The sequence below is a fragment of the Streptomyces sp. E11-3 genome (assembly GCF_046540415.1).
Lineage (GTDB): Bacteria > Actinomycetota > Actinomycetes > Streptomycetales > Streptomycetaceae > Streptomyces.
Map to the genome: position 1 here is coordinate 2,004,248 of NZ_JAZGRL010000001.1, position 25,511 is coordinate 2,029,758.

At 70.2% G+C, this 25,511-nt stretch carries 27 protein-coding genes and 1 riboswitch; of the genes, 2 read left to right on the forward strand and 25 right to left on the reverse strand.

Translation table 11 applies throughout. The annotated features are described in order from the left end of the window. The first annotated feature begins 19 nt into the window (after nt 1-19). Together U9R90_RS08935 and U9R90_RS08940 are read left to right on the forward strand one after the other, a co-directional pair. Nucleotides 20-1,216: an XdhC family protein gene (locus U9R90_RS08935; RefSeq protein WP_411055858.1), complete on the forward strand. Its 1,197-nt coding sequence runs from the start codon at nt 20-22 to the stop codon at nt 1,214-1,216. Nucleotides 1,217-1,248: 32 nt separating this feature from the next. Beyond that, nucleotides 1,249-2,367 (forward strand): LOG family protein, encoded by a 1,119-nt coding sequence (locus U9R90_RS08940; RefSeq protein ID WP_411055859.1) that lies wholly within the window; start codon nt 1,249-1,251, stop codon nt 2,365-2,367. 19 nt (nt 2,368-2,386) lie between these two features. On the opposite strand, the gene U9R90_RS08945 is transcribed toward U9R90_RS08940, so the two are convergent. The 25 genes from U9R90_RS08945 to U9R90_RS09065 all read right to left on the reverse strand — a co-directional run bounded on the left by U9R90_RS08945 (nt 2,387) and on the right by U9R90_RS09065 (nt 25,509). Next, nucleotides 2,387-3,181 carry a maleylpyruvate isomerase family mycothiol-dependent enzyme gene (locus tag U9R90_RS08945; RefSeq protein ID WP_411055860.1) on the reverse strand — a complete coding sequence of 265 codons (795 nt, stop codon included), beginning with the start codon at nt 3,179-3,181 and terminating at the stop codon, nt 2,387-2,389. 57 nt (nt 3,182-3,238) lie between these two features. After that, nucleotides 3,239-4,264: an ABC transporter ATP-binding protein gene (locus U9R90_RS08950; protein WP_411055861.1), complete on the reverse strand. Its 1,026-nt coding sequence runs from the start codon at nt 4,262-4,264 to the stop codon at nt 3,239-3,241. Next, nucleotides 4,264-5,871: an ABC transporter permease gene (locus U9R90_RS08955; protein ID WP_411055862.1), complete on the reverse strand. Its 1,608-nt coding sequence runs from the start codon at nt 5,869-5,871 to the stop codon at nt 4,264-4,266. The genes U9R90_RS08950 and U9R90_RS08955 overlap by 1 nt, the downstream gene beginning before the upstream one ends. A 95-nt stretch (nt 5,872-5,966) precedes the next feature. Beyond that, complete coding sequence (locus tag U9R90_RS08960) at nt 5,967-7,094, reverse strand: thiamine ABC transporter substrate binding subunit (protein ID WP_411055863.1); 1,128 nt, start codon at nt 7,092-7,094, stop codon at nt 5,967-5,969. A gap of 78 nt (nt 7,095-7,172) precedes the next feature. Further along, nucleotides 7,173-7,283, reverse strand: a riboswitch (TPP riboswitch). Between the two features lie 19 nt (nt 7,284-7,302). Then, nucleotides 7,303-8,409, reverse strand: a complete 1,107-nt coding sequence (gene rlmN, locus U9R90_RS08965) for a 23S rRNA (adenine(2503)-C(2))-methyltransferase RlmN (protein ID WP_411055864.1) — start codon at nt 8,407-8,409, stop codon at nt 7,303-7,305. 106 nt (nt 8,410-8,515) lie between these two features. Beyond that, complete coding sequence (locus U9R90_RS08970) at nt 8,516-9,559, reverse strand: phosphatidate cytidylyltransferase (protein ID WP_411055865.1); 1,044 nt, start codon at nt 9,557-9,559, stop codon at nt 8,516-8,518. Next, a complete protein-coding gene (frr, locus tag U9R90_RS08975) occupies nt 9,559-10,116 on the reverse strand; it encodes a ribosome recycling factor (protein WP_156721384.1) in 558 nt (185 codons plus the stop codon). Before frr ends, U9R90_RS08970 begins: the two co-directional genes overlap by 1 nt. 123 nt (nt 10,117-10,239) lie before the next feature. After that, nucleotides 10,240-10,995, reverse strand: a complete 756-nt coding sequence (pyrH, locus tag U9R90_RS08980; protein WP_411055866.1) for a UMP kinase — start codon at nt 10,993-10,995, stop codon at nt 10,240-10,242. Between the two features lie 185 nt (nt 10,996-11,180). Next, entirely contained in the window at nt 11,181-12,017 is an 837-nt protein-coding gene (gene tsf / locus U9R90_RS08985) for a translation elongation factor Ts (protein ID WP_411055867.1), read from the reverse strand. A 138-nt stretch (nt 12,018-12,155) separates the two neighbouring features. After that, the gene (gene rpsB / locus U9R90_RS08990) at nt 12,156-13,103 is read right to left on the reverse strand and encodes a 30S ribosomal protein S2 (RefSeq protein WP_411055868.1); all 948 of its coding nucleotides are present in this window, start codon (nt 13,101-13,103) and stop codon (nt 12,156-12,158) included. Nucleotides 13,104-13,776: 673 nt separating this feature from the next. Next, complete coding sequence (locus U9R90_RS08995; protein ID WP_411057686.1) at nt 13,777-14,334, reverse strand: TetR/AcrR family transcriptional regulator; 558 nt, start codon at nt 14,332-14,334, stop codon at nt 13,777-13,779. Between the two features lie 64 nt (nt 14,335-14,398). Continuing rightward, nucleotides 14,399-15,235 (reverse strand): RNA polymerase sigma factor WhiG, encoded by an 837-nt coding sequence (whiG, locus tag U9R90_RS09000; protein ID WP_411055869.1) that lies wholly within the window; start codon nt 15,233-15,235, stop codon nt 14,399-14,401. A 233-nt stretch (nt 15,236-15,468) separates the two neighbouring features. Then, nucleotides 15,469-16,614, reverse strand: a complete 1,146-nt coding sequence (gene dprA / locus U9R90_RS09005; RefSeq protein ID WP_411057687.1) for a DNA-processing protein DprA — start codon at nt 16,612-16,614, stop codon at nt 15,469-15,471. Nucleotides 16,615-16,661: 47 nt separating this feature from the next. Further along, nucleotides 16,662-18,284 carry a YifB family Mg chelatase-like AAA ATPase gene (locus U9R90_RS09010; RefSeq protein WP_411055870.1) on the reverse strand — a complete coding sequence of 541 codons (1,623 nt, stop codon included), beginning with the start codon at nt 18,282-18,284 and terminating at the stop codon, nt 16,662-16,664. Between the two features lies 1 nt (nt 18,285). Beyond that, nucleotides 18,286-18,663, reverse strand: coding sequence for a YraN family protein (locus tag U9R90_RS09015; protein WP_411055871.1), 378 nt, complete (start codon nt 18,661-18,663; stop codon nt 18,286-18,288). Between the two features lie 116 nt (nt 18,664-18,779). After that, nucleotides 18,780-19,088 (reverse strand): DUF2469 domain-containing protein, encoded by a 309-nt coding sequence (locus U9R90_RS09020; protein ID WP_055510545.1) that lies wholly within the window; start codon nt 19,086-19,088, stop codon nt 18,780-18,782. A gap of 55 nt (nt 19,089-19,143) precedes the next feature. Continuing rightward, nucleotides 19,144-19,671, reverse strand: a complete 528-nt coding sequence (locus U9R90_RS09025) for an NUDIX hydrolase (protein ID WP_411055872.1) — start codon at nt 19,669-19,671, stop codon at nt 19,144-19,146. Beyond that, the gene (gene lepB, locus U9R90_RS09030; RefSeq protein WP_411055873.1) at nt 19,661-20,404 is read right to left on the reverse strand and encodes a signal peptidase I; all 744 of its coding nucleotides are present in this window, start codon (nt 20,402-20,404) and stop codon (nt 19,661-19,663) included. Before lepB (U9R90_RS09030) ends, U9R90_RS09025 begins: the two co-directional genes overlap by 11 nt. Before the next feature lie 108 nt (nt 20,405-20,512). Beyond that, nucleotides 20,513-21,601 (reverse strand): signal peptidase I, encoded by a 1,089-nt coding sequence (gene lepB / locus U9R90_RS09035; RefSeq protein WP_411055874.1) that lies wholly within the window; start codon nt 21,599-21,601, stop codon nt 20,513-20,515. Continuing rightward, nucleotides 21,549-22,574, reverse strand: coding sequence for a signal peptidase I (lepB, locus tag U9R90_RS09040; RefSeq protein WP_411055875.1), 1,026 nt, complete (start codon nt 22,572-22,574; stop codon nt 21,549-21,551). Before lepB (U9R90_RS09040) ends, lepB (U9R90_RS09035) begins: the two co-directional genes overlap by 53 nt. Beyond that, a complete protein-coding gene (gene lepB, locus U9R90_RS09045; RefSeq protein WP_411055876.1) occupies nt 22,567-23,286 on the reverse strand; it encodes a signal peptidase I in 720 nt (239 codons plus the stop codon). The genes lepB (U9R90_RS09040) and lepB (U9R90_RS09045) overlap by 8 nt, the downstream gene beginning before the upstream one ends. Nucleotides 23,287-23,331: 45 nt before the next feature. Further along, a complete protein-coding gene (rplS, locus tag U9R90_RS09050) occupies nt 23,332-23,682 on the reverse strand; it encodes a 50S ribosomal protein L19 (protein WP_411055877.1) in 351 nt (116 codons plus the stop codon). A gap of 131 nt (nt 23,683-23,813) precedes the next feature. Continuing rightward, nucleotides 23,814-24,635: a tRNA (guanosine(37)-N1)-methyltransferase TrmD gene (gene trmD, locus U9R90_RS09055; protein WP_411055878.1), complete on the reverse strand. Its 822-nt coding sequence runs from the start codon at nt 24,633-24,635 to the stop codon at nt 23,814-23,816. After that, nucleotides 24,635-25,189 carry a ribosome maturation factor RimM gene (rimM, locus tag U9R90_RS09060; RefSeq protein WP_411055879.1) on the reverse strand — a complete coding sequence of 185 codons (555 nt, stop codon included), beginning with the start codon at nt 25,187-25,189 and terminating at the stop codon, nt 24,635-24,637. Before rimM ends, trmD begins: the two co-directional genes overlap by 1 nt. Nucleotides 25,190-25,269: 80 nt before the next feature. Continuing rightward, on the reverse strand, nt 25,270-25,509 hold the full coding sequence (locus U9R90_RS09065) for an RNA-binding protein (protein WP_033321114.1): 240 nt from the start codon (nt 25,507-25,509) through the stop codon (nt 25,270-25,272). Nucleotides 25,510-25,511 lie beyond the last annotated feature (2 nt).

Below are 25,511 nucleotides of genomic sequence, written 5' to 3' on the forward strand. Positions count from 1 at the left end.
GACCCGCCCGGAGGCCGACATGCTGGACATCGCCGAAGATCTGCACCGGTGGGTCGAGCAGGGACGTGACTTCGCCGTGGCCACTGTGGTGGCCGTGAGCGGCAGCGGCCCCCGGCAACCGGGCGCGGCGCTCGCTGTTGACGGCGAGGGTACGGCGATCGGGTCGGTCTCCGGCGGGTGTGTGGAGGGGGCTGTCTACGACCTGTGCCAACAGGCCCTCGAAGACGGCGAGTCCGTCGTCGAGCAGTTCGGCTACAGCGACGAGGACGCCTTCGCGGTGGGTCTGACGTGCGGCGGGGTGATCGACATCCTGGTCACCCCGGTCCGTACGGACTCCCCGGCCCGCCCGGTCTTCGAGGCGGCCCTGGCCGCGGGTGCCTCGGGCGACGCGGCGGCGTTCGCCCGGATCATCGAAGGCCCCGCCGAACTCAGGGGCCGCGCGCTCCTGGTGCACCCGGACGGCTCGTACGAAGGCAGCCTCGGTGGCCATCCCGACCTGGACCACACCGCCGCGGGCGAGGCCGCCGCGATGCTGGACAGTGGCCGCACCGGCACCCTCACCCTCGGCGCGGACGGCTCCTGCGCACTCGCCGAGGACGGCACGCTCTCCGGCCAACTCCTCACCCTGCTGGTGGAGTCGAGTGTGCCCGCCCCGCGGATGATCGTGTTCGGCGCGATCGACTTCGCCTCGGCGCTGGTACGGGTCGGCAAGTTCCTCGGCTACCACGTCACGGTGTGCGACGCCCGCCCGATATTCGCCACCCGCACCCGCTTCCCCGAAGCCGACGACATCGTCATCGAGTGGCCCCACACATACCTGGAGCGCACGGAGGTCGACGGCCGCACCGTGCTCTGCGTCCTCACCCACGACGCCAAGTTCGACGTCCCGCTCCTCCAGTTGGCCCTGACCCTGCCCGTCGCCTACGTCGGCGCGATGGGCTCCCGCCGCACCCACGAAGACCGCAACACGCGCCTACGCGAAGTCGGCGTCACCGACCTGCAGCTGACCCGCCTGCACTCCCCGATCGGCCTGGACCTGGGCGCCCGTACGCCCGAGGAGACCGCCCTGTCCATCGCCTCCGAGATCATCGCGGCCCGCCGAGGCGGCACCGGCGTCTCCCTCACCGGCGCGCACACACCGATCCACCACGACGGCGGCGATGTGTCGCCCCCGCCCTCGGCGATGACACAGGCCGTGCCGCCCGCGCGGTCCTGAGCGACGCCAGGGGAGCCGCTTAGCATGAGCCCGTGCCCCAGGAACCCTCCCCCGTGGAGTCGCCGCGTCGCGAGGTCGCGAGCCTCGCCGAGTTCGACACGGTCGCCGCCGGCGGGAGCCTCGCCCACTACCGCGTCCAGGCCGTCGACCTGACCGAACGCACCTCCGCGCTGCTGTCGTGCGACACCGAGGGCGCGGTGTTCCTCGGCTGCCCGATGCGGCCGGACGCGTCGGCGAAGGTGCGGGCAGGCGGCGCGCTGGTCTTCCCTCCGGTGCCTGGGCTGCCCTTCGACCCGTACCGCGGGTGGCTCTACACACCCGCCGAGCTGTTCGCGGGGCTCGCCGACGGATACGACGCCACGCCCGACGCCCGCGCCTACGCCTGGTTCCAGCAGAGCAAGGCGGAGGGCGAGATCTTCGCGTCGATGCTGCGCGCCATCCACGACGACGCGATCTCCGACAGCCTGGACGAACTCCTCACCGGCGCCCGCGTGGTGGGCGTCATGGGCGGCCATACGATGTCCCGCGGCTCACGCGACTACGCGGGTGCGGCCCGCCTGGGCCGCACCCTGGCCCGCTCCGGGCTGACCGTCGCCACCGGCGGCGGACCCGGCGCCATGGAGGCCGCGAACCTGGGCGCGTACGGGGCGCCGCACGCCGACGGCATGCTGGACGAGGCGCTCGAACTGGTCGCCAAGACCCCGTCCTTCACCCCCTCGGTCACCGACTGGGCGCGGGCCGCCTTCGCGGTGCGCGAACGCTGGCCGCGGGGCGGCGACTCGGTGGGTATCCCAACGTGGTTCTACGGGCATGAACCGCCGAACGCCTTCGCCGGGCACATCGCCAAGTACTTCGCCAACGCCACCCGCGAGGACGGCCTGCTGGCCCGCTCGAACGCGGGCGTCGTCTTCCTGCCGGGCGCGGCCGGCACCGTGCAGGAGATCTTCGACAACGCCACCCCGAACTACTACGAGTCGCTGGGCGCGCCGACCCCCATGGTGCTGGTGAACCGCGCGTACTGGACGGAGCGACTGCCCGCCTGGCCGCTGCTGCGGGCGCTGGCGCGCGAGCGGGCGATGGAGTCCCGTATCGCGCTGGTCGACACGGTGGAGGAGGCGCCCGAGGCCCTGGAGTCCCTGGCCTCGGCCTGAGAGCCTGCCGCGCGCGAGCTCAGCCGAACGTGGCCCGCTCCAGCCAGAAGGCCAGCAGTTCCCGCTCCCCCAGCACCTCCACCCGCTCGCTGTCGACCGGCAGTCGTCGGTAGAAGACCTGGAGCACGTCGGTGAGCGGACCGCGCAGCGCGACCGTCGCCTTCTCGTGTCCGCGCCGCCACGCGAAGCCGTCGTCCCCGAACTCGATCAGCCACTCGGCGTTGAGCGCGGGTGCGGTGTCGGTGGCGTGCAGATGCAGGCTGCGGCCACCGCCGCGCAACTCCCCCGCGCTGTCCTCCGGTTCGGTGCGCTGGGCGAAGCGTACGATCTCCAGCCACTCGTCGATCGTGTCGGCCGCCACCTCGGGCGCCAGTACGTACTCGGCGCGCACCGCGTGGGCCGCGTCCGCGCGGTGCACGACCGTCTCGTGGGCCATCCGCCGCGCCCAGAACCCACTGCGGTGTTCCCACGCCCAGGTCCACACCTCGGTGTCGGGACCGGCGGCGCGCAGTGCCTTCGCCAGCCCCTCGGCGCCGTCGGCCAGCCAGGTATCCAGAGCGGCGGGGTCGTCACCGTCCGGGCCGAGGAGGCCGGGGACCTGCTCTTCGGGAATCTCCTCGGTCGCCTTCGTGCGCACGAGTTGTTCGGCCCAGCGGTGGGCGCCGCCGATGTGTACGGCGAGGTCGCGCAGGCTCCAGTCCGGGCAGGTCGGCACGGTGACCGAGAGATCGGCGCCGTCCAGGTGGGCCCGCAGCAGCTCGGTCTGGCGGATGATCTCGTCGCAGTAGCGGTCGTGGTCCAGGGAGGGAGTCATGGGCGGCACCCTAGATCGCCGTCGGCACCGCGACATGTGGTTTTCCGCCCGCGGCGCTCACGCCAGCACGACAACGTCCTCCACGTCGAACGCCACCCCGACCCACTCGCCCACGTCGGGGGCGTCCCGCAGACCGCAGGCCGCTTCGAGCCGGGGCGCGTCGGCGGGCTGGAGATGCACGGCGACATGGGTGCCGCGGAAGGTGCGGGCCGCCACTCGGCAGCGCAGCCCCTCCTCCTCCGGTACGAGTCGGACGCCCGCGGGGCGCACCAGCAGGCTCCGTACGCCCTGCGCGGACCCGGCAGGGACCGGGATCTTGCCCCAGGGTGTGTCCGCCGCCTCGCCGCTGACCGTGGCCTCGACCACGTTGTCGAAGCCGAGGAAGCGGGCGACGAACGCGTCGGCGGGCCGCTGCCAGACGTCCAGCGGGGTTCCGGTCTGGGCGATGCGGCCGTCCCGCATCACCACCACCCGGTCGGCGAGCGCGAATGCCTCGCCCTGGTCGTGGGTGACGGCCAGTACGGTGGTGCCCAACTCGCCAAAGAGTTCGCGCAGTTCGACGACCAGGCGCTCCCTGAGCGACCGGTCGAGCTGGCCGAGCGGCTCGTCCAGCATCAGCAGCCGGGGCCGGGGGGCCAGTGCCCTGGCCAGGGCGACGCGCTGCTGTTCGCCGCCGGAGAGCGAGGCGACGGCGCGGCCTCCGGCGCCCGGCAGTCCGACCAGCTCAAGGAGCTCCCGGACCCGTTCCTCCCGCTGGGCACGCGGCACCGCGCGTGTGGTCAGCCCGAAGGCGACGTTGCCGCCGACGTCCCGCTGCGGAAAGAGCTGATGGTCCTGGAACATCAGGCCGACGCCCCGCTGGTGGGCGGGGACCCGGCCCTGGTCGCGGCCTTCGAGCAGCACCCGGCCGCCGTCCAGCGGCTGGAGTCCCGCGACCACCCGCAGCAGCGTGGACTTGCCGCTGCCGCTCGGCCCGAGTACGCAGACGATCTCGTGCTCGGCGACTTCCAGGTCGACGCCGTCGAGCGCGGGCTTGCCCGCGAAGCGGACGGTGGCCTCGGCCAGGCGCAGCAGGGCTGGCATCAGAACTCTCCGGTCCGGTCGGTACGGATGCGTTCGAGCAGCAGCAGCGAGACCGCGCACACCAGCATCAGCAGGGTCGAAAGGGCCATGGCCTGGCCGTAGTTGAGCTCGCCTGCGCGGCCGAGCAGGGTCGCGACGGCGACCGGCAGGGTCGGGTTGTCGGGCCGCGCGATGAACACGGTCGCGCCGAACTCACCGAGCGAGACGGCGAAGGCGAAGCCCGCGGCGATCAGCAGGGCCCGCCGTACCAGCGGCAGGTCCACCTCGCGCCACACCCGCCAGGGCGAGGCCCCGAGTACGGCGGCGGCCTCGCGCAGCCGCTCGTCCACGGCGCGCAGTACGGGCAGCATGGTGCGTACGACGAAGGGCACGCCGACCAGCGCCTGGGCGAGCGGCACCAGAATCCAGGAGGACCTGAGGTCCAGCGGCGGCTCGTCCAGGGCGATCAGGAAGCCGAAGCCGACCGTCACGGCGGAGACGCCGAGCGGCAGCATCAGCAGGGCGTCGAAGCCGCGGACCAGGCGGCCCGCCCTGCGGGTGAGGGCGGTGGCGGCGAGGCCGCCGATCACGACCGCGATGACGGTGGCGGCGAGCGCGTACTGGAGCGAGTTGCCGATCGCGTCGATCGGCGGCACCAGGAAGGCGCCGCCCTCCTCGGAGGTGAGCTCCTTGTAGTACGTGGTGGCGTAGCCGGTGGAGGTGTTGAAGGACCGTTCGACCAGTACGCCGAGCGGTACCAGGATCAGCAGGACGACGGTGAGCAGTACGCCGCCGAGCAGCGCCCACTGGCCCGCGCCGCGTGGCCTGCGCGTGGTGTGCGCCGCGTCCACCAGGCGCAGCGCGGTCTCCCTGCGGCGTACCGTCCAGGCGTGCACGGCGAGGATCGCGCCGACCGCGGCGAGCTGCACCATCGTCAGTACGGCGGCCGTGTCCAGGGCGAGCATCTGTGCGGTCTGCCGGTAGATCTCCACTTCGAGGGTGGCGAAGGCGGGGCCGCCGAGGATCTTGACGATGCCGAAGGAGGTGAAGGTGAACAGGAACACCATCAGCGCGGCGGCCGCGACGGCGGGCCCGAGCGCGGGCAGGGTCACCTTGCGCCAGGCGGCCATCCGCGAGGCGCCGAGCATCCGGGCCGCCTCCTCCTGGCGCGGGTCGAGCTGCGACCACAGGCCCCCGACGGTACGGACGACGATGGCGTAGTTGAAGAAGACATGGGCGAGCAGGATCGCCCAGACCGAGGTGTCCAGGCGCAGGCCCCACAGCTGGTCGAGCAGCCCGCCGCGGCCGAGCACCGCCAGGAACGCGGAGCCGACCACGACGGTGGGCAGCACGAAGGGGACGGTGACGACCGCCCGCAGCACCTGCTTGCCGGGGAAGTCGAAGCGCGCGAAGACATACGCGCCCGGCAGGGCGATCAGCAGGGTGAGCGCGGTCGAGGCGAGCGCCTGCCAGGTGGTGAACCACAGGACCTGGAGGATGTCGGGGTCCCCCAGCACATCGGCGAACCGGCCGAGGTGCCAGACCCCGTCGGCCTTGAGGCCGCGCGAGACGATCGCCGTGACCGGGTAGGCGAAGAAGACCGCGAAGAACGCGACGGGCAGGGCCATCAGGCCGAGCCGCGCCGCGCACCCCCGCCGGGTGCTCTTCGTACGGTCGCCCGCCGAAGGCCCTGTCCGGCGCTCGTCTCCTTCTCCTTCTCCTTCTACTTCAGGACCAGCGACTGCCACGACTTGGTCCAGGCCTCACGGTTGTCGGCGATCTTCTTGGGGTCCATGGTCTGCGGGTCGTCGGCCTTCGCGCCGAACTCGGTGAACACCTCGGGCAGCTCGGCGTCCTTGACGACCGGGTTCACGAACATGTTCAGCGGCATGTCCTCCTGGAACTTCTTGGAGATCAGGAAGTCCAGCAGGGCCTTGCCGCCCGCCTCGTTCTTCGCGCCGTCCAGCAGCCCCGCGAACTCGGTCTGCTGGAAGCAGGTGCCGGTCGCGACCCCGGTCGGCGCCTCCTTCGGCTGCGGCTCGGCGAAGTACACCTCGGCCGGCGGGCTGGAGGCGTACGAGACGACCAGCGGCCGGTCGCCGTTGGCCTTCTTGCCGCCCGCGGAGCCGGAGAACTCCTCGTTGTACGCCTGGTCCCAGCCGTCGACGACCTTGACGCCGTTGTCCTTCAGCTTCTTCCAGTAGTCCTGCCAGCCTCCCCCACTCTCGGCTTCGCTCGAGCGGGAGGTGCCCCCTTCGCCGTACTGGGCGGCGGTGCCGAGCAGGAAGCCGAGGCCGGGCGACGAGGTCGCGGCGTTCTCGGTGACCAGCAGGTTCTTGTACTCCGGCTTAACCAGGTCGTCGAAGGAGCTCGGCGGCGCCAGCTTCTTGTCGGCGAAGTACTTCTTGTCGTAGTTGACGCAGATCTCGCCGGTGTCGATGGGCGTGACCCGGTGCTTGTCCCGGTCGAGCTGGAGCTCATCGGGGACGCGGTCCAGGCCCTTGGCCTCGTACGGCGTGAAGAGGTCGTTGTCGAGCGCGAGGGACAGCAGGGTGTTGTCGACGCCGAAGAAGACGTCGCCCTGCGGGTTGCCCTTGACCAGGACGGCCTTCTTGACGGCCTCGCCCGCGTCGCCGCCCTTGAGGACCTTGACCTTGTAGCCGGACTCCTTCTCGAACTCCTTGAGTACGTCCTTGGACGCGGCGAAGGAGCTGTGGCTGACCAGGGTCACGGTCTTGGAGCCGCTCTGGGACGAGCCGGAGTCGCCGTCCTCGCTCCCACACGCGGAGAGAGTGACCAGGCCGAGGCTGGTGACCACGGCGAGCGCCGCGGCCTTCTTGATGGTGCTCACTGGATTCCTCCTGGGTGACCAGGAAGAGACGCGGCCCTGCCCGAAGCCTTGGCTGGCTTTCGGGCAGGGCGCAACAGCATGAGGTGATGACCGAACTTCCTACCCCGAATGACCGGGGCAAGGTTCAGAGGGTCTGCGGCCTGGACGGTGCCGCACTCTCAGCGCTGTGGCGCTCCCCTGTCGGAATATGAAGATGTACGGAGCCAGACTACCGTTCGGCCGCGGCGAGCTGCCCGCACGCTCCATCGATCTCCTGGCCGCGGGTGTCGCGGATGGTGACCGGCACGCCGTGGGCGGCGATCGCCTCGACGAAGGCCTTCTCGTCCTCCGGCCTGGAGGCCGTCCACTTCGACCCCGGTGTCGGGTTCAGCGGGATCAGGTTCACATGCACCCGCTTGCCCTTGAGCAGGCGGCCGAGCCGGTCACCACGCCAGGCCTGGTCGTTGATGTCGCGGATCAGCGCGTACTCGATGGAGATCCGGCGCCCGGACTTGTCGGCGTACTCCCAGGCCGCGTCGAGTACCTCCCGCACCTGCCAGCGCGTGTTGACCGGGACGAGGGTGTCCCGCAGCTCATCGTCGGGTGCGTGCAGCGAGACCGCGAGGCGGCACTTGAGGCCCTCGTCGGCGAGCCGCAGCATCGCGGGGACCAGACCGACCGTGGACACGGTGATGCCGCGCTGGGTGATGCCCAGGCCGTCCGGCTCGGGGTCGGTCAGTCGGCGGATGGCGCCGACGACGCGGTTGTAGTTGGCGAGCGGCTCGCCCATGCCCATGAAGACGATGTTCGACAGCCGGGCGGGCCCGCCGGGGACCTCGCCGTCCCTGAGCGCGCGCATGCCGTCCACGATCTGGTGCACGATCTCGGCGGTGGACAGGTTGCGGTCGAGACCCGCCTGCCCGGTCGCGCAGAACGGGCAGTTCATCCCGCAGCCGGCCTGCGAGGAGATGCACATGGTGACCCGGTCCGGGTACCGCATCAGCACGGACTCGACGAGCGTGCCGTCGTGCAGCTTCCACAGGGTCTTGCGGGTGGTGTCGTTGTCACAGCTGATGTGCCGCACCACCGACATCAGGTCGGGCAGCAGCGCTTCCCGAAGCCGCTCCCGCGACGCCGCGGGGATGTCGGTCCACTCGGCCGGGTCGTGCGCGTACCGCGCGAAGTAGTGCTGCGAGAGCTGCTTGGCGCGAAAGGGCTTCTCGCCGACGGCAGCGACAGCCTCCTTACGCTCGGCGGGCGTGAGGTCGGCGATATGCCGCGGGGGCTTCTTGGCTCCGCGGGGCGCGACGAAAGTGAGTTCTCCGGGCTTGGGCATGGTTCATCCAGTGTCGCAGATGTACGAAGTGGGGCCCGCCGTCCTGTGGACAACGGGCCCCGCTTCGTATAACCACAGGTCAAGAACTACAGGAACGCACCGCAGGTCAAGAACCTACGAAGATCACCATCAGCAGCCACACCACCGGAGCCGTCGGCAGCAGCGAGTCCAGGCGGTCCATGATGCCGCCGTGGCCCGGCAGCAGGGTCCCCATGTCCTTGATGCCGAGGTCCCGCTTGATCATCGACTCCCCGAGGTCACCGAGCGTCGCACTGGCCGCGACCGCGAGCCCGAGCAGCAGCCCCTGCCACCAGGTGCCGTCGTCGATCATGAACTGCATGCACAGCGCACCGGCCGCCATCGCGAAGGAGACCGCGCCGAGCAGCCCCTCACGGGTCTTGCCGGGGCTGATGCGCGGAGCCAGCTTGTGCTTGCCGAAGCGCCAGCCGATCGCGTACGCACCGGTGTCGCTGACCACGGTCAGCAGCAGGAAGGTGAGCACCCGCTGCGGACCGTCGTCGGCGGTGAGCATCAGCGCCACGAAGGTCGCCAGGAACGGCACGTAGAACGCCGCGAACACCCCGGCCGTGACGTCCCTGAGGTAGCCATCCGGCGGCTCGGCCATCCGCCAGACCAGCACCGCGAGCGCCGTGAGTGCCATCGCCACCCAGGCGCCCTCGGGGCCGCGTACGTACCCGGCCACGACCATCGCCGTCCCGCCGACCGCGAGCGGCACCAGCGGGGCCTTGATCTCCTTGCGCTCCGCGAGCCGTGAGGTGAGCTCCCACAGTCCGACCACGACGGCGATCACTATGACGCCGATGAAGGCGGCCTTCACGATGAACAGCGACGCGGCGATGACCACGCCGAGGCCGACGCCGACCCCTATCGCCGCGCGCAGGTCACGGCCCGCGCGCTTTTTGCGCGGGGCCTTGTGCGGCTGCGCGGGCTGCTGGGGTGACGGCGTGCTGGGCATGGGTTCACCGTCACCGGCGTCAGGCACCTCGGGCACGATCGGCATGGGCCGAGTCTGCTGCGCCGCGGGCTCATCGTAGGCGGGACCCGCCGACGCAGGCCCCTGGACAGGGCCCATCTCGGGCGGTCTCCAGTGGCCGGCCTGCGGCGGAGCCCCCCAGGAAGAGTCGTTCATCAGACCTCGAGGAGCTCGGATTCCTTGTGCTTGAGCAGCTCGTCCACCTGCGCGACGTACTTCGCGGTGGTGTCGTCGAGCTCCTTCTCGGCACGGCGGCCCTCGTCCTCGCCGACCTCGCCGTCCTTGACGGCCTTGTCGATGGCCTCCTTGGCCTTGCGGCGCACCGAGCGGATCGAGATCTTGGAGTCCTCGGCCTTGGACTTGGCGACCTTGATGTAGTCCCGGCGGCGCTCTTCGGTGAGCTCGGGGAAGTTCACCCGGATGATGTTTCCGTCGTTGCTCGGGTTGACGCCCAGGTCCGAGTCGCGGATCGCCTGCTCGATGTTGCGCAGTGCGGTCTTGTCGAACGGGGTCACCACGGCCATCCGCGGCTCGGGTACCGAGAACGACGCCAGCTGGTTGATCGGCGTCAGCGCACCGTAGTAGTCCGCCACGATCTTGTTGAACATCGCCGGGTGCGCACGACCGGTGCGGATCGCGGCGAAGTCCTCCTTGGCGACCACGACGGCCTTCTCCATCTTCTCCTCGGCCTCGAGGAGGGTCTCTTCGATCACCACTTGCTCCTGCGTGTCTTGAGTGGGCCCGGCTTGCACGGGGCGGCCGGCTGCGTCGCGTCTCTTTCCTGCACGGTGTCCGACCGGCAGGGCTTTGTCTATCCCTCGGGGAGGTCCCCCGGATCAGGCCCGGGTGCCCTGGTCGCTCACGAGCGTGCCGATCTTCTCACCCTTGACCGCGCGCGCGATATTGCCTGCGGCGAGCAGCTCGAAGACGAGGATGGGCAGCTTGTTGTCCCGGCACAGGGTGATGGCGGTCATGTCGGCGACCTTCAGGTCGCGGGTGATGACCTCGCCGTACCCGAGTGCGTCGAACTTGACGGCGTCCGGGTTGGTCTTGGGGTCGGAGTCGTAGACCCCGTCCACGCCGTTCTTGCCCATCAGCATCGCCTCGGCGTCGATCTCCAGGGCGCGCTGGGCGGCGGTGGTGTCGGTGGAGAAGTACGGCATGCCCATACCGGCGCCGAAGATCACGACGCGGCCCTTCTCCAGGTGCCGTACGGCGCGCAGCGGGATGTACGGCTCCGCGACCTGGCCCATGGTGATGGCGGTCTGGACCCGGGAGTCGATGCCCTCCTTCTCCAGGAAGTCCTGGAGGGCCAGGCAGTTCATGACGGTGCCGAGCATGCCCATGTAGTCGGAGCGCGCCCGGTCCATGCCGCGCTGCTGCAGTTCGGCGCCGCGGAAGAAGTTGCCGCCGCCGAGTACGACCGCGATCTGGGCTCCGTCACGTACGACGGACGCGATCTCCCGGGCGATGGCGTGCACCACGTCCGGGTCAACGCCCAGACCGCCGCCGCCGGCGAACGCCTCGCCGGAGAGCTTCAGGAGATAGCGGCCGGTCTTTTTGCCGTCGCCGCCGTTGTCGGACTTGGTCATGGGGGATCTCCTCGTGGTGCACATGCAAAGAGGCCATTGCCGGTGGGATCTCAATAGTCCCTCAGCGGCAATGGCCTCCTCGTCAGATCTGCGGTCGTCCGGCGCGTACGAGGGTCCGTACGCGATGTCGTCGCCGGACGGCTGCTGTAGACCCTAGCGGGCCTTCAGTCGATCGCGGTACGGACTCAGATGCCGACCTTGATGCGCGAGAAGCGCTTCAGGGTGACGCCGGCCTCGTCCAGGACCTTCTGGACGGACTTCTTGTTGTCGAGCGCGTACGGCTGGCCAAGGAGCGTGGCGTCCTTGAAGAAGCCGTTGACGCGGCCCTCGACGATCTTCGGCAGGGCGGCCTCGGGCTTGCCCTCGGCGCGGGTGGTCTCCTCGGCGACGCGACGCTCGGCCTCGACGACCTCGGCCGGGACGTCCTCACGGGAGAGGTACTTCGGCGCGAAGGCGGCGATGTGCTGCGCGATGCCCTTGGCGACCTCGGCGTCGGCCTTGTCGAACTCGACCAGGACACCGATCTGCGGGGGCAGGTCGGGCATGGTGCGGTGCATGTACGCGGAGACGTAGCCACCGGTGAACTGGGCGAAACGGTCCAGGACGATCTTCTCGCCGAGGGTGGCGTTGGCCTCGTCGACGTACGCCTGGACGGTCTTGCCGGGCTCGATCTCGGAGGCGAGCAGCGCCTCGAGGTCGGCCGGGGAGGTCTTGGCGACGTGCGCGGCGAGGGAGTTCGCGACGGCCTGGAACTTCTCGCCCTTGGCGACGAAGTCGGTCTCGCACTTCAGCTCGACGATGACGCCGGAGGTGTTGTCGTCGGCGATGAGGGAGACCACGGCGCCGTTCTCGGCGGAGCGGCCCTCGCGCTTGGCGACGCCCTTCTGGCCCTTGATGCGCAGGGCCTCGACGGCCTTGTCGACGTTGCCCTCGGCCTCGTCCAGCGCCTTCTTGCAGTCCATCATGCCGGCGCCGGTGAGCTCGCGGAGCTTCTTGACGTCAGCGGCGGTGTAGTTCGCCATGATTCTCGGAATTCTCTCTCGAAGCGAAGTCTGAAGATCTACGGGTGGACAGATCTACGGGTGGACGGCGGGGGCATTGCCTGCCCCCGCCGTCAACTACCGCATCTGTGACCGGTTCCCCGGGATTTTCTGGGGAGGTCAGGCCTGCTCGGCGGCGTCCGCGGCCGGAGCCTCGGCAGCGGCCTCGGCGGCCGGGGCCTCGGCGGCCGGGGCCTCGGCGGGCTTCTCGGCCTCGGCGGGCTTCTCGGCCTCGGCCGGCTTCTCGGCCTCGGCGGCCGGGGTCTCGGCGGGCTTCTCGGCCTCGTCGGCCTTCTTCTCGCCCTCGAGCAGGTCGCGCTCCCACTCGGCCAGCGGCTCGCCGGCGGCCTTCTCGCCCTTGCCCTCACCGGCACCACCGGAACGGGCGATGAGGCCCTCGGCGACAGCGTCGGCGATCACGCGGGTGAGCAGGGTGACGGAGCGGATCGCGTCGTCGTTGCCCGGGATCTTGTAGTCGACCTCGTCGGGGTCGCAGTTGGTGTCGAGGATGGCGACGACCGGGATGTTGAGCTTCCGGGCCTCACCAACCGCGATGTGCTCCTTCTTGGTGTCCACGATCCAGACGGCGCTGGGCACCTTCTGCATCTCGCGGATACCGCCGAGGGTCTTCTCCAGCTTGGCCTTCTCGCGGGAGAGGACCAGGAGCTCCTTCTTGGTGAGGCCGGAGGCGGCCACATCCTCGAAGTCGATCTGCTCGAGCTCCTTCAGGCGCTGCAGGCGCTTGTAGACGGTCGAGAAGTTGGTCAGCATGCCGCCGAGCCAGCGCTGGTTCACGTAGGGCATGCCCACGCGGGTGGCCTGCTCGGCGATGGCCTCCTGGGCCTGCTTCTTCGTGCCGACGAACATGACCGTGCCGCCGTGGGCGACGGTCTCCTTGACGAACTCGTAGGCGCGGTCGATGTACGACAGCGACTGGAGCAGGTCGATGATGTAGATGCCGTTGCGCTCCGTGAAGATGAACCGCTTCATCTTCGGGTTCCAACGACGGGTCTGGTGACCGAAGTGGACGCCGCTTTCCAGCAGCTCCCGCATCGTGACGACGGCCATGGCCGTACTCCTTGTTGTTCTAGGTTCTCGGTTAAGTCCTGACACCCCGGCGCGCGCCGTGCCACACATGAGGGCTAGCCGCATATGGGACCGAGGGACGCTGACGTCGGTGCTGATGAACTGCCGCTCCTGATGAGCCGCTGCTCACGACCTCGACGTCGGGGCGTGCGAAGTCGACCCGGTGACCCGGATCGCCACAAGAAGTGTACGGGACCCGCGGGGTACCGGGTGACGCCGCTGTCCACAACCGGTCGGTTGTCCACAGATCCGGGCCGTGATCAGCGGGGGTGGGGGCGGTGGTGCCACGGTTCTGGGATGAAACGGAGTGTGGGTGCGGGGGTGCGGCTGGTCGTGGTGCGGTTGCTTGCGGTGCGGCTGATCGTGGTGCTGCCGATCGTGGTGCTGCTGATCGTGATGTTGTGCGCGGCGCTGGTCTTGGGTGGGGTTGCTGGTGCGGTTGAGGGTGGGGAGNTGGGGGAGGGTGGGCACAACCCCTCGCCACGGGTGCACCCGTTCCACCAAGCCCGGAGGGCAACACCCTCCCCCCGCCGCGGGGCGCCGTTCAACCAAGCCCGAGGGGCACCCTCACCCCGTCACGGCGCACCGTGAAGACAAGCCCGAAGGGCACCCTCACCCCGGCACGGGGCACCGTGCATACCCTCCGCGCGGCGGGTTAGCCGCGTATTCCTCGGAGCGCGAGGGATACCGCCGCGTCGGTGATGACGGCCGGATCCTCCGCCGCACCGAGCTCAATGCGGCGGACCGCCGCGTCGACGATGCCCTGCAGAAGCATCGCCGCCATGCGGGGCTGCGAGTGCCCCAGGGCATCGAGCGCCTCGACGATCATGGCAACCAGTCCCCCATGCGCGGCCCGGATCTTCTCGCGGGCGCCCGCGTCCAGCTCACTGGAGGAGATCGCGACCACGGCACGGTGCCGCTGGTCGCCGACCAGCGCGAGCTGCGCCCGCACGTAGGCCTCCACCTTGGCCTCGGGGGACTGCACCTGCTGCATCGCGGTCTCGACGTCCGCCGCCCAGACGGGGAAGTCCACCTCGCAGAGTTCCTCCACGACCGCCGCGCGGGAGCGGAAGTACTCGTAGACGGAGGACCGGGCCAGGCCCGTGCGCTCGGCGAGCGCGGGGAACGTCAGCGCGTCCGTACCGCCTTCGGACAGCAGGGAACGCGCGGCGTCCAACAGGGCGCCGCGCTGCATCGACCGGTGCTCGGCCACAGAGGCCGCTCGAATCCTTGGCACGTTTCCACTCTACGGAGCCGACGCCGCAGGCAGGACCGATTCAGCGTCCGAAGCTCGCCAGCTTCGCCCTGAGCTGGAGCACCGACTTGGTGTGGATCTGGCTGACCCGGCTCTCGGTCACCCCGAGCACATGGCCGATCTCGGCGAGCGTGAGCCCCTCGTAGTAGTAGAGGGTGACCACGGTCTTCTCGCGTTCGGGGAGGGTGTTGATCGACCGCGCGAGGAGTCTGCGCAGCTCGCGGCCCTCGGCGACCTCCACGGGGTTGTCCGCGGAGGTGTCCTCCAGGGTGTCCATGAGGCTGAGCCGATCGCCTCCCTCGCCGCCCACATGCAGCAGCTCCTCCAGAGCCACCACGTTGGCCAGCGACAACTGGCTGAAGACCGTGTGCAGTTCCTCCAGCGCGATGCCCATCTCGGCGGCGACCTCCCCTTCCGACGGGGTGCGTCGCAGCTGCGCTTCGAGTGTCGTGTACGCGCGTTCGACGTTGCGTGCCTTCTGCCGCACCGATCGCGGAATCCAGTCCAGGGCCCGGAGTTCGTCGATCATCGCCCCGCGGATGCGGGTGATCGCGTACGTCTCGAACTTGATCTCCCGCTCGATGTCGAACTTCTCGATGGCGTCGATCAGTCCGAAGACCCCGGAGGAGACGAAGTCCGCCTGTTCGACGTTGGGCGGCAGCCCCACGCTCACCCGGCCGGCGACGTACTTCACCAACGGCGAGTAGTGCAGGATCAGCTGCTCGCGCAACCGCCCGTCACCCGTCGCCTTGTACGAGCGCCACAGCTCGTCGAGCGACGAGGGTGCGGGCGGCCGTACGCTGCCGCGGGCAGCTGGCGGAACAGCCGCCCGGTCAGACCCGGAGGTGTGCTGGGGCATTCGTCGCCTTGAGTCGTCCTGCTGTGAACTGGGGTGAGGTCGTGGTGGGGGGTCGGAAGCCATGTGAGCGTAGCGTGACTGGAGCGTCGCGGTCTGCGAAGAGTAGGGGATCTGGCATGGGCAGATACGTTCAGCTGGTCGGCCCACCGTGCCGTTTCCCCCGTGGGCCGCTGCGACCGAAAGGCCATCTGCCAAGGTCATCGGGGATCATCCGGACGGCGGAACGCCTCTGGTCACCACCTTTCATTCGACGAAAAGACAGTCTGTGTCGTCTGGCGTGTCAACTGCCAGCCGTCGCCGTGTCGTTCGACGAACCCCAGTGACTGGAGTTCGTACAGACTGCCGACGGCGTCATCCGGGGTGGTCGCGGCGCCGTGCGCGATGTCCCGCACGGTCAGCGCGCCGGTGGCCGGTAGAACGGCGAGCACCCGTGCGGCCTGCGGGCCGAGCAGGTCCCTGGGCACGACGGGGCCGCGCCGCTCCGGCGCGAGGTCGCCGATGGCCCCCACCAGCTCCACGACTTCGGCGGCGCTGGTGACCAGTACCCCTTCACCACGCAGGAGTTGATGCACCCCGTCCGAGAGTCCGCTGGTGGCCGGACCGGGTACTCCTATCGTGTGACGGCCCAGCGACTGGGCCCTGCGCGCGGTCACCAGTGCACCGCTGCGGCAGGCGGCCTCGACGACGACCGTGCCCCGGGTGAGCGCGGCGATGACCCGGTTGCGCTGGATGAAGCGGTACGCGGTGGGATGGTCGCCGGGTGGTAACTCGCCGACCAGGAGACCCTGTTCGGCGATCCGGTCGAGCAGTCTGTGGTGTCCGCGCGGATAGGGCACGTCGACCCCGCTGGCGAGCACCGCCACGGTGGCCCCGCCCGCGCCGAGCACTCCCCGGTGCCCGGCGCCGTCCACGCCGTAGGCCCCGCCGGACACCACGACCCAGCCGCGCTCCGCGAGCCCCGCGCCGAGCCGCGCCGCCATCTGCGCTCCGTACTCCGTGCAGGCTCGGGAGCCGACCACGGCCACCGACCTCAGCGCCCACAGCCGCAGCGATGCCTGACCTCTGATCCAGAGCCCGATGGGCCGCGCGTGGCCCAGGTCGTCCAGCTGCGCCGGCCACTCGGGGTCGCCTGGGCAGACGAACCTCGCCCTGGCCGCGCGCGCCTGCTCCAGGTCCCGCTCGGGCCGCGCCGCTACGGCCCGCCCGCGCAGCCCTTCCCGGCGCGCGGACGTCACCCGGGGAAACAGCTCGCCCCCCTCCTTGAGCCGCTGTATCAGCCCGCTCGCGCCGTACGAGCGCAGCCACTGACCGCCCGCCTCGTCGCCGGGTTCCAGAACCCGGGTCAGTGCGGCCCTGGCCAGCCGCTCCTCGTCAGCGATAGCCGACACCTCCGCTGACCGAGTGCCCTGCGGCGCCTCCGGCCCCGTCATCCCCTGCCTCCGATCGCCATCGGCACTCCGCGTGACACGCCCGTGCGCAGCTGGAGCGCCAGCGTCACATCGTGTGCGTCCGGTCTGGCGTGCTGGGCCAGGTCGGCGATCGTCCACGCGACCCGCAGCACCCGGTCCAGGCCGCGGGCGGTGAGCAGCCCCCGCTCCAGGTCACGCTCGGCCTCGGCGAGCGCGCCGGGCTCGGCGTGCCAACGGGTCCGCAGTTCATGCCCGGGCACTTCACTGTTGGTCCGCCAGGGCGTGCCCGTCAGCCGGGCAGCGGCCCGCTCCCTGGCCTCCCGCACTCGGTGCGCCACGGTCTCGGTGGACTCGCCCTGTCCCACCAGGCCGCTGAGTTCCGAGCGGGTGACCGGTTCGACGGCGACCTTGAGGTCCACCCGGTCGAGCAGCGGCCCCGACAGCCGGGCCTGGTAGCGGCGGATCACGAAGGGCGGACAGTCACAGGCCTCGCCGACCAGGGTGAATCTGCCACAGGGGCAGGGATTGGCCGCCAGGATCATGAGGAACCTCGCGGGCAGCCGCACCACGCCAGCGGCCCGCGCCACGATGACCTGTCCGGCCTCCAGGGGCTGTCTGAGCGCGTCCAGTGCCTTGGAGCCGAACTCCGGCGCCTCGTCCAGAAACAACACGCCTCGGTGTGCGAGCGAGACGGCGCCGGGGCGCGGCAGGCCGTTCCCGCCGCCGACCAGCGACTGCATGGTGGCCGAGTGGTGCGGGGCGCAGTACGGCGGGGTCTCGACCAGGGGTCGGCCCGGCGGCAGTATGCCCGCCACCGAGTGGACGGCGGTCACTTCCAGGGACTCCTGCCGGGTCAGTGGCGGCATGACGGACGGCATCCGCTCCGCGAGCATCGTCTTGCCAGCGCCGGGCGGTCCGGACAGGAAGAGGTGATGCCCGCCCGCCGCGGCGACCTCGATCGCCGCCCTGGCCGGGCCCTGGCCCACCACGTCCGCGAGGTCCTGCTGGTGCTCCCGGTCCCCCGCCTGGACGCCGAAGCCCGCGCCCGCCCCGGCGCCCGGCACACTGAGTCCGGCCAGCGACGGATCAGGGCGCCCCACCTCGTCGGGCTCCTCGTCGGGCACCGGTGCGTCCGTGAGCACCGCGATCAGCTGCCGCAGACTCCGCACGCCCAGGACCGAGACCCCGGGTACCAGGGACGCCTCGGCCGCCGTGCGCTCCGGGACGACCACCTTCTCGTAGCCCGCTTCGGCCGCCGCCAGTACCGCGGGGAGCACCCCGGGCACCGGCCGCACCCGGCCGTCCAGGCCCAGCTCGCCGATCATGACGATGTCGGCCAGGACCCGCGGGTCGATCCGCTCGGCCGCGCCGAGGGTCGCGCAGGCCACCGCGAGGTCGAAGCCGCTGCCCGCCTTGGGCACGGCGGCGGGGCTGAGGCCCACCGTGAGTTTCTTCTGGGGCCATTCGGCGTCGGAGTTGACGACGGCGGCGCGGACCCGGTCCCGGCTCTCGGTCAGGCTCTTGTCGGGCAGCCCGACCAGTGTGAACGCGGCCACGCCCGGCTCCAGGTCCGCCTGTACCTCGACCACGACGCCCTCGACGCCGACCAGGGCCACCGAGCAGGTGCGTGCGAAGCCCATGTCAGGCCACCCCCCGTACATGGTCGACGACGGGTGCCCCACGCCGCGGGAGCAGGACGCCCACGAGGTCGATCCGTACCCCGCCCGGCGGCGGTCCGCCGTGTTGCGCCAGCCAGCGCTCGGCCAGGCCGCGCAGGCGGTCTGCCTTTATCGGCGTGACGGCCGCCATGGGATGTTCGAAGGGACGCCGCTCGTCGGGTCCCGCTCTTCGGGTCTTGACCTCGCAGATGACCAGCACATCGCGGTCCAGCGCGACGATGTCGATCTCGCCGCCCCGGCCGCTGCGCCAGTTGCGGGCCAGGACGGTCATTCCGGTCTCGACCAGCCGTCGGGCGGCGAGCTGCTCGCCGTACTTGCCGAGTGCCCCCTGTGCGTTCATTCGGCACCACCTCCGGCACCGAATGTGACGCATCCCCGGCCGACGAGTTGATCTTGGTGGACAACCCGTCAGCTGTGGATAACTCCGTCACCCCTGGGGGGTGGGCGGCGCGGGGGTCAGCTGCTGGGGAGTTCGAGGTCGCTCTTGTTGAGCTCCTCGATGTTCACGTCCTTGAAGGTGAGCACCCGGACCTGCTTCACGAACCTGGCCGGCCGGTACATGTCCCACACCCAGGCGTCGGCCATGGAGACCTCGAAAAACACCTCGCCCTGCACCGAGTGCACCTGCATCTCGTAGTCGTTGGTGAGGTAGAAGCGCCGCTCGGTCTCGATCACGTATTTGAACAGACCGACGACGTCGCGGTACTCCCGGTAGAGCTTGAGCTCCATCTCGGTCTCGTACTTCTCGAGGTCCTCGGCGCTCATGGCATGTTCCCCTTCAGCCGTGCGTCCCCCTATTGTGCGCCAGCCCCGCGCGTCCCTAGACGATTTCGGTGTCCAGGACCACGGGACTGCTCGGGGGACCCTCGTCGAGCAGCCTGCGGAGCAACTCGGCGAGCCTGGTCGGATACACCGTCTCATGGCAGGACGCGAGTTCCTGCCACGTCCACCACCGCAGTCCGGCGACACTGCTCCGCTCCAGCTCGGTCAGCCCGTCGCCGACCGTCACGGGCGTCGCGGCAGGCGCGGTCTGTGCCGTACGGGCCAGGAAGTACCACTCGTCCTGATCCCAGCGGCGCCCGGCGAACGGGAAGGAACACATCCGCTGCCAGAGCACCGGGCCGAGCTGGACATCCGTGATGCCGGTCTCCTCGGCCAGTTCCCGCAGCGCGGCCTGTTCCCGGCTCTCGCCGCCCTCCAGGCCGCCGCCCGGCGTGAACCACCAGTCGTCGGCGGTGTCCCCCGGCTCGTGCCCGTGCAGGAGCAGGATGCGGTCCTGCGGGTCGAGCAGCACCACTCGGGCCACCTTGCGCAGCGCCTGCGCGGGCTCCTTGGGTTCAACGGGCACGCGAGTGCACCTCCCGCCGCCTGCCGAAGAACCCCGCAACCGGCCCGTACGCGGCTCCGCCCAGGATCAGCACCGCCCCGGCCACGGCCGCACCGAAGACCAGCCTCAGCGGCCCGGGGCTGGAGACGGCGCCGAGCTCCTCGAAGCCGCTGGGCCGCTCCAGCAGGCCGTCCATCGGCCAGGCCACGGCATCGACCCTGGCGTCCACCGCGCTGCGCGCTACGGACCCCTTCATGGCCTGCTGCAGGCGGGCGCTGGAGTCCATCGAGTTGGCGCGCTCGTCGCCGAGCACGAAGAGCCGCCCCTTGGGGACGGTGGTCGGGGGTATCCCCCCGGTCGCCGAGGCCTCCGAGCCCGGGCGCAGATACGGTTCTTCGACGGCTTTGCCGTTAACGGTCAGCCGTCCGCCCGCGTCGCAGCAGGCGACCGTGTCGCCTCCGATGCCGACGACGCGCTTGACCATCGGCAGATCGCCATTGCCCCAGCTCGGCTCGCGGAAGACCACGACATCGCCACGGCGCACCTCACCGCCGTCTATCCGCTGGGCCAGCACCCGGTCGCCGTTCTTGATCGTCGGGGACATCGAGTCGCTCGGCACGCTGTACGGCTGATACGCGATCGCGCCCCAGACGAAGCCGCCGAGGAAGAGCACACAGCCGAGGGCCACGGCGACTCCCGACAGCACACTGCCGAGCCGACCGCGGCCCTCGCCCGTACGTCCCGTTCTGCTCATGCCGTCCCGTCCCGTGCCCCACATCGGAGAATCGATCCCCCTAGCGCGGCGGCGCGAGCGTCACGCCCGCGCCGTACACCAGGAAGATCGGCGATCTGGGACGGCACCCTACCCGGCGGTACTGCCGCCAGAAAGCCGCCGCCTGCGCCACAGCACCAACGGCACCGCACCGGCCAGCCCCAGCGCCCCGGGCGCCGCGGCCGCCACCGCGCCCACCGCCGTGTCACCGGCCCCAGCTGCGTTGATGCCCGACTGCTCGAAGGTGTCCGGCACCGGCAGGGTGTCCCAGCGGTTGATCGGCCAGGCCTTGACGAACGCGCGGCCCACGACGTTCTCGACGGGGACGAAGCCGCCGCCCGGCTCCTGCTGGTGGTAGCGCGAGTCGCTGGAGTTCTGGCGGTTGTCGCCCATCACCCAGAGCTTGCCGTCGGGCACCGTGACCTTGAACGTACCGCCGTCATTGATGTCGGTGCACGGCGTGCCCATGGTGACGTACGACTTCTCGTCCAGCGCCTTGCCGTTGACGGTCAGCGGCCCGGTGCCCTTGCACTCCACGGTGTCGCCGGCGACCCCGACAACCCGCTTGATCAGGTCCTTGTCCTCGGCTGACGGCATCAGACCGATGAAGCTCAGCACCGTCTGAAACGCGTTGGGATCAGGGGTCGGCTCGCCCTGGAGCCAGTCCCCCGGGTCGCGGAAGACCACGACCTCGCCGCGCTCGGGCTCCGAGCCGAACCACGGGGTCAGCTTGTCGACCAGCACCCGGTCGCCGCGCTCCAGCGTGTTCTGCATGGAGTCCGACGGGATGGAGAAGGCCTGGACCAGGAAGGTCTTGATCAGCAGCGCGAGGACCAGGGCGATACCGATGAGCAGCGGCAGCTCCTTCCAGAAGGAGCGATGCTTCTTGGCTTCGGGCTTCTTGGCTTCGGGCCTCTCGGCTTCGGACTTCTGGGATTCAGGCCTCTCGGCTTCGGGTTTCTTGGATTCGGAGGCGGCATCGCCCCCGCTGTCCGCACTCCGGGGACCCTCGTCAGAACCGCCACCCGAGCCAGCCGCGCCGTTCGAGCCGCCGCCCGGGCCCGAGCCGTTCCTGGGGGCACCGTCTCCGTCCGCGTCCCCGGAGCCGCCGCTGATCACTTCGCGTTCATCCTCGGGTTCGTCGTGTCCTGATCGTGCGCCGACGGCCAAATCCCCCACATCCACTCCTCGTTCCGTGCCACTGCCTGTCCCATGCGCGACGCAGGCCTACCACTCCCATAACGAGCGGGAGTTCCGCAGGAGTCGGGAGGGGGATCTTCGTGGTCAATTCATCGGTGGCCACCCTATGCGACGCGCCGAGGGCGGCGGCCGACTCGCCACGCGCGTCCGCGGCATCCGGGACCGAGGCGTAGGTCTCGCGTTCCTCCAGAGTGCGCCAGTTGCCGACGGGCCAGGCGATGACCTTCGCCGTACCGACGACACCGTCCTCGGAGACCGTGCCGTTGAAGGCCTCCGTGAGGTGGAAGCGGGAGTCCGCGGAGTTGTCCCGGTGGTCCCCCAGGACGAAGAGGCGGCGCTCGGGCACGGTCACGTCGAACGTACGGGGCGGCTGGTTCTGCTTGAGATACGGCTCGTTGAGTGCGACGCCGTTGACGGTGACCTGGCCGTTCTCGTCGCAGCACTTCACCCGGTCACCGCCGACCCCGACGACCCGCTTGATCAGGTCCTGTTCGTCGTCGGACGGCAGCAGCCCGATGAAGGTCAGAGCCTCCTTGGCCTGCTTGACGCCGACCGGGTCGTCCTTCCTCTGCCCTTGTTGCTCGCCTTCGAGCCAGCCCCCCGGGTCCCTGAAGACGACCACGTCACCGCGCTGCGGCTTCGAGCCGAACCACGGGGTCAGCTTGTCGACGAGTACCCGGTCGCCGACGTTGATCGTCGCTTCCATCGATCCCGAGGGGATGACGAAGGCCTGGATCAGGAAGGTCTTCAGGACCAGGGCGATCAGCACCGCGACGCCGACGAGCAGGGGTATCTCGCGGAGCGCGGAACGCCGTCGGCGGCGTTTCACCCTGCGGGCCAGCTTGCGCCGATCGGCCCGCCCCGGCGGTACGGGGCTACTGGTCGGCCGCGTACCGGTGGGCAGCCGGGTGTCGGCGTGCCGGTCGGTCCGCGGGCGTCCGCGGCTACCCATGCGCGCCGTCCGGCGCGGGCACCCGCTCAAAGCTCCGCGGGCGGTCCAGGGATGTCCAGCGGTCGAAGGGCCAGCCGATCCAGTCGGCTCTGCCGATCACGGTGTCGACGGGCACCATGCCGCCACCGGGCTTGCCGAGGCGGTCGCGCGAGTCGCTGGAGGCCGCGCGGTGGTCACCGAGGACGAAAAGTGTGCCCTTCGGTACGACGACGTCGAACGGCACGGACGACGGCTCGTCCCTCGGGTAGAGGTACTCGCGCTCGTCCACCGGCTCGCCGTTCACCTTGAGGCTCCCCTCCTTGCCGCAGCAGACCACCCGGTCACCGCCGACCCCGACGACACGCTTGATGTAGTCGGAGTCACCGAAGGCGTCAGTGCCGTCGAAGACAACGACATCACCCCGCTGGGGCTCGGAACCGAAACGGTACGCCAACTTGTTGACCAGCACTCGGTCTCCGGCCCAGAGCGTGGGCTCCATGGAGCTGCTGGGGATCAGGAACGGCTGCACCACAAAGCTGAAGAGCAGCAGGAAGACCACACAGGTGGCGCCTACCGTGGCGGCGGCACGCCAGGAGAGCCACGGCCCGCGTCGGGAGACACGGCACGACAGGTACCGGGATACGCGCACGGAGCGCGACCCCTCTCCGTCCCCCGCGCTGTCGGCGGGTTCGGGAGAGCGATCGCGCTCCGTGTACTGTGCTTCGCTGTCCATCGGGAACTGAGCCTAACCGGCCGCCCCGAACGGACGTGCGCGAGATCAGTTCTCGCGCTTCTCCTTGATCTTCGCGGCCTTGCCGCGCAGGTCACGGAGGTAGTACAGCTTGGCGCGGCGGACGTCACCCTTGGTGACGAGCTCGATCTTCTCGACGATCGGGGTGTGCACCGGGAAGGTGCGCTCGACGCCGACGGAGAACGAGACCTTGCGGACCGTGAAGGTCTCGCGGACACCGGCGCCCTGGCGACGGATGACTACGCCCTTGAACTGCTGCACACGCGAGCGGTTGCCCTCGATGACGCGCACGTGCACGTTGACCGTGTCACCCGGGCGGAAGGACGGGATGTCGGTCCGCAGCGATGCGGCGTCGACGGAGTCGAGCAGGTGAGCCATGATCGTCTACTTCCTCGCTGATGCCACAGGTCATCAGCGGAATATCGTGATGAGTTTCGGGGTGCTGACAGCGTCGGGCGGGCGTCGTGTCCCCCTGTGGCAGGGGCGCACGCTGGACGTACAGCAGCGGCCTATTCTTCCACGTCCGGGACCTTGCGCCAAAATCGGCCACCGGGCTCGGGGGCCCAGCCCAGAATGGACAGCATCTCGCGGTCCTTCTTGTCGAAGCCGGCCGCGTCGCAACGCTCCAGCAGGTCGGGCCTGTTGAGCGCGGTACGCCGCAGAGCCTCGTCCCGGCGCCAGCGGGCGATCTTGCCGTGGTGACCGCTGAGCAGCACGTCCGGAATGCCCCGGCCGCGCCACTCGGGCGGCTTGGTGTACACCGGCCCTTCGAGCAGGTTGGCCATCGCACCGGGCGCGAAGGAGTCGTCGCGGTGGGACTCGGCGTTGCCGAGTACGCCGGGCAGCAGCCTGGCCACCGCCTCGGTGATCACCAGCACCGCGGCCTCGCCGCCGGCCAGCACATAGTCGCCGATGGACACCTCGTAGACCGGCATCCGGGTCGCGTACTCGTCCATGACCCGTCGGTCGATGCCCTCGTAGCGCGCGGGTGTGAAGACCAGCCAGGGGCGCTCCGAGAGCTCGACGGCGAGCTCCTGGGTGAACGGGCGGCCGCTGGGGGTCGGCACGACCAGGGCGGGGCCACCGGTCCCGGCCTCGTAGCCGTCGGCCAGGAGGGAGTCGAGTGCGTCGCCCCAGGGGTTGGTCTTCATGACCATGCCGGGGCCGCCGCCGTAGGGGGTGTCGTCGACCGTGTTGTGCCGGTCGTACGTCCACTCCCGCAGGTCGTGCACCTGGACGTCCAGCTGCCCACGCGCGCGTGCCTTGCCGACCAGGGAGACGTTCAGGGGCTCCAGGTACTCGGGGAAGATCGTGACGACGTCGAGCCGCATCAGGCTTCTTCTCCCAATGCCTCGCGCGCGGACGCCACCTCGGCCCGGTCGTCGATCAGCCCCGGCGGCGGGTCGATCACGGCCTGCTGCTTGTCGAGGTCGATCCCGGTCACGATCTCCTCGACGAAGGGGATCATCACCTCGGTGCCGTCCGGCCGCTCGACGATGAACAGGTCCTGCGAGGCCAGGTGCGAGACCTCGGTGATCCGGCCGACCTCGGTGCCGTCGGTGAGCACCACGTCCAGGTCCATCAGCTGGTGGTCGTAGTACTCGTCCGGGTCTTCGGGCTGCTCGTCGGGGTCGACGTCGGCGATCAGCAGGGTGTTGCGCAGCGCCTCGGCGGCGGTGCGGTCACGGACGCCCGCGAAGCGCAGCAGCAGGCGGCCGCTGTGCACCCGGCCGGTCTCGATGGTCAGCGGCCCGGTGGCGGCCGGGTCCGTGGCCAGTACGGCGCCGGGCGCGAGCCGCAGCTCCGGCTCATCGGTGCGTACCTCGACGGTGACCTCGCCCTTGATGCCGTGGGCACGGCCGATCCGCGCGACTACCAGCTGCACTTGCGTTCTCTCCTGTCATACGACGTCGGGCCGGGGACGGCTCGAAAGCCCTCCCCGGCCCGAGCCGGTGCTGCGATGGTTCAGCGAACCTGGTCGACGTCGACGAGGTCGACGCGGACACCACGGCCGCCGATGGCGCCCACGACAGTGCGCAGGGCCCGTGCGGTGCGGCCGTTACGGCCGATCACCTTGCCGAGGTCATCGGGGTGCACCCGAACCTCGAGGACGCGCCCGCGGCGCAGATCGCGCGAGGCGACCTGCACATCGTCGGGGTTGTCGACAATGCCCTTCACGAGGTGCTCGAGAGCCTCCTCGAGCATGC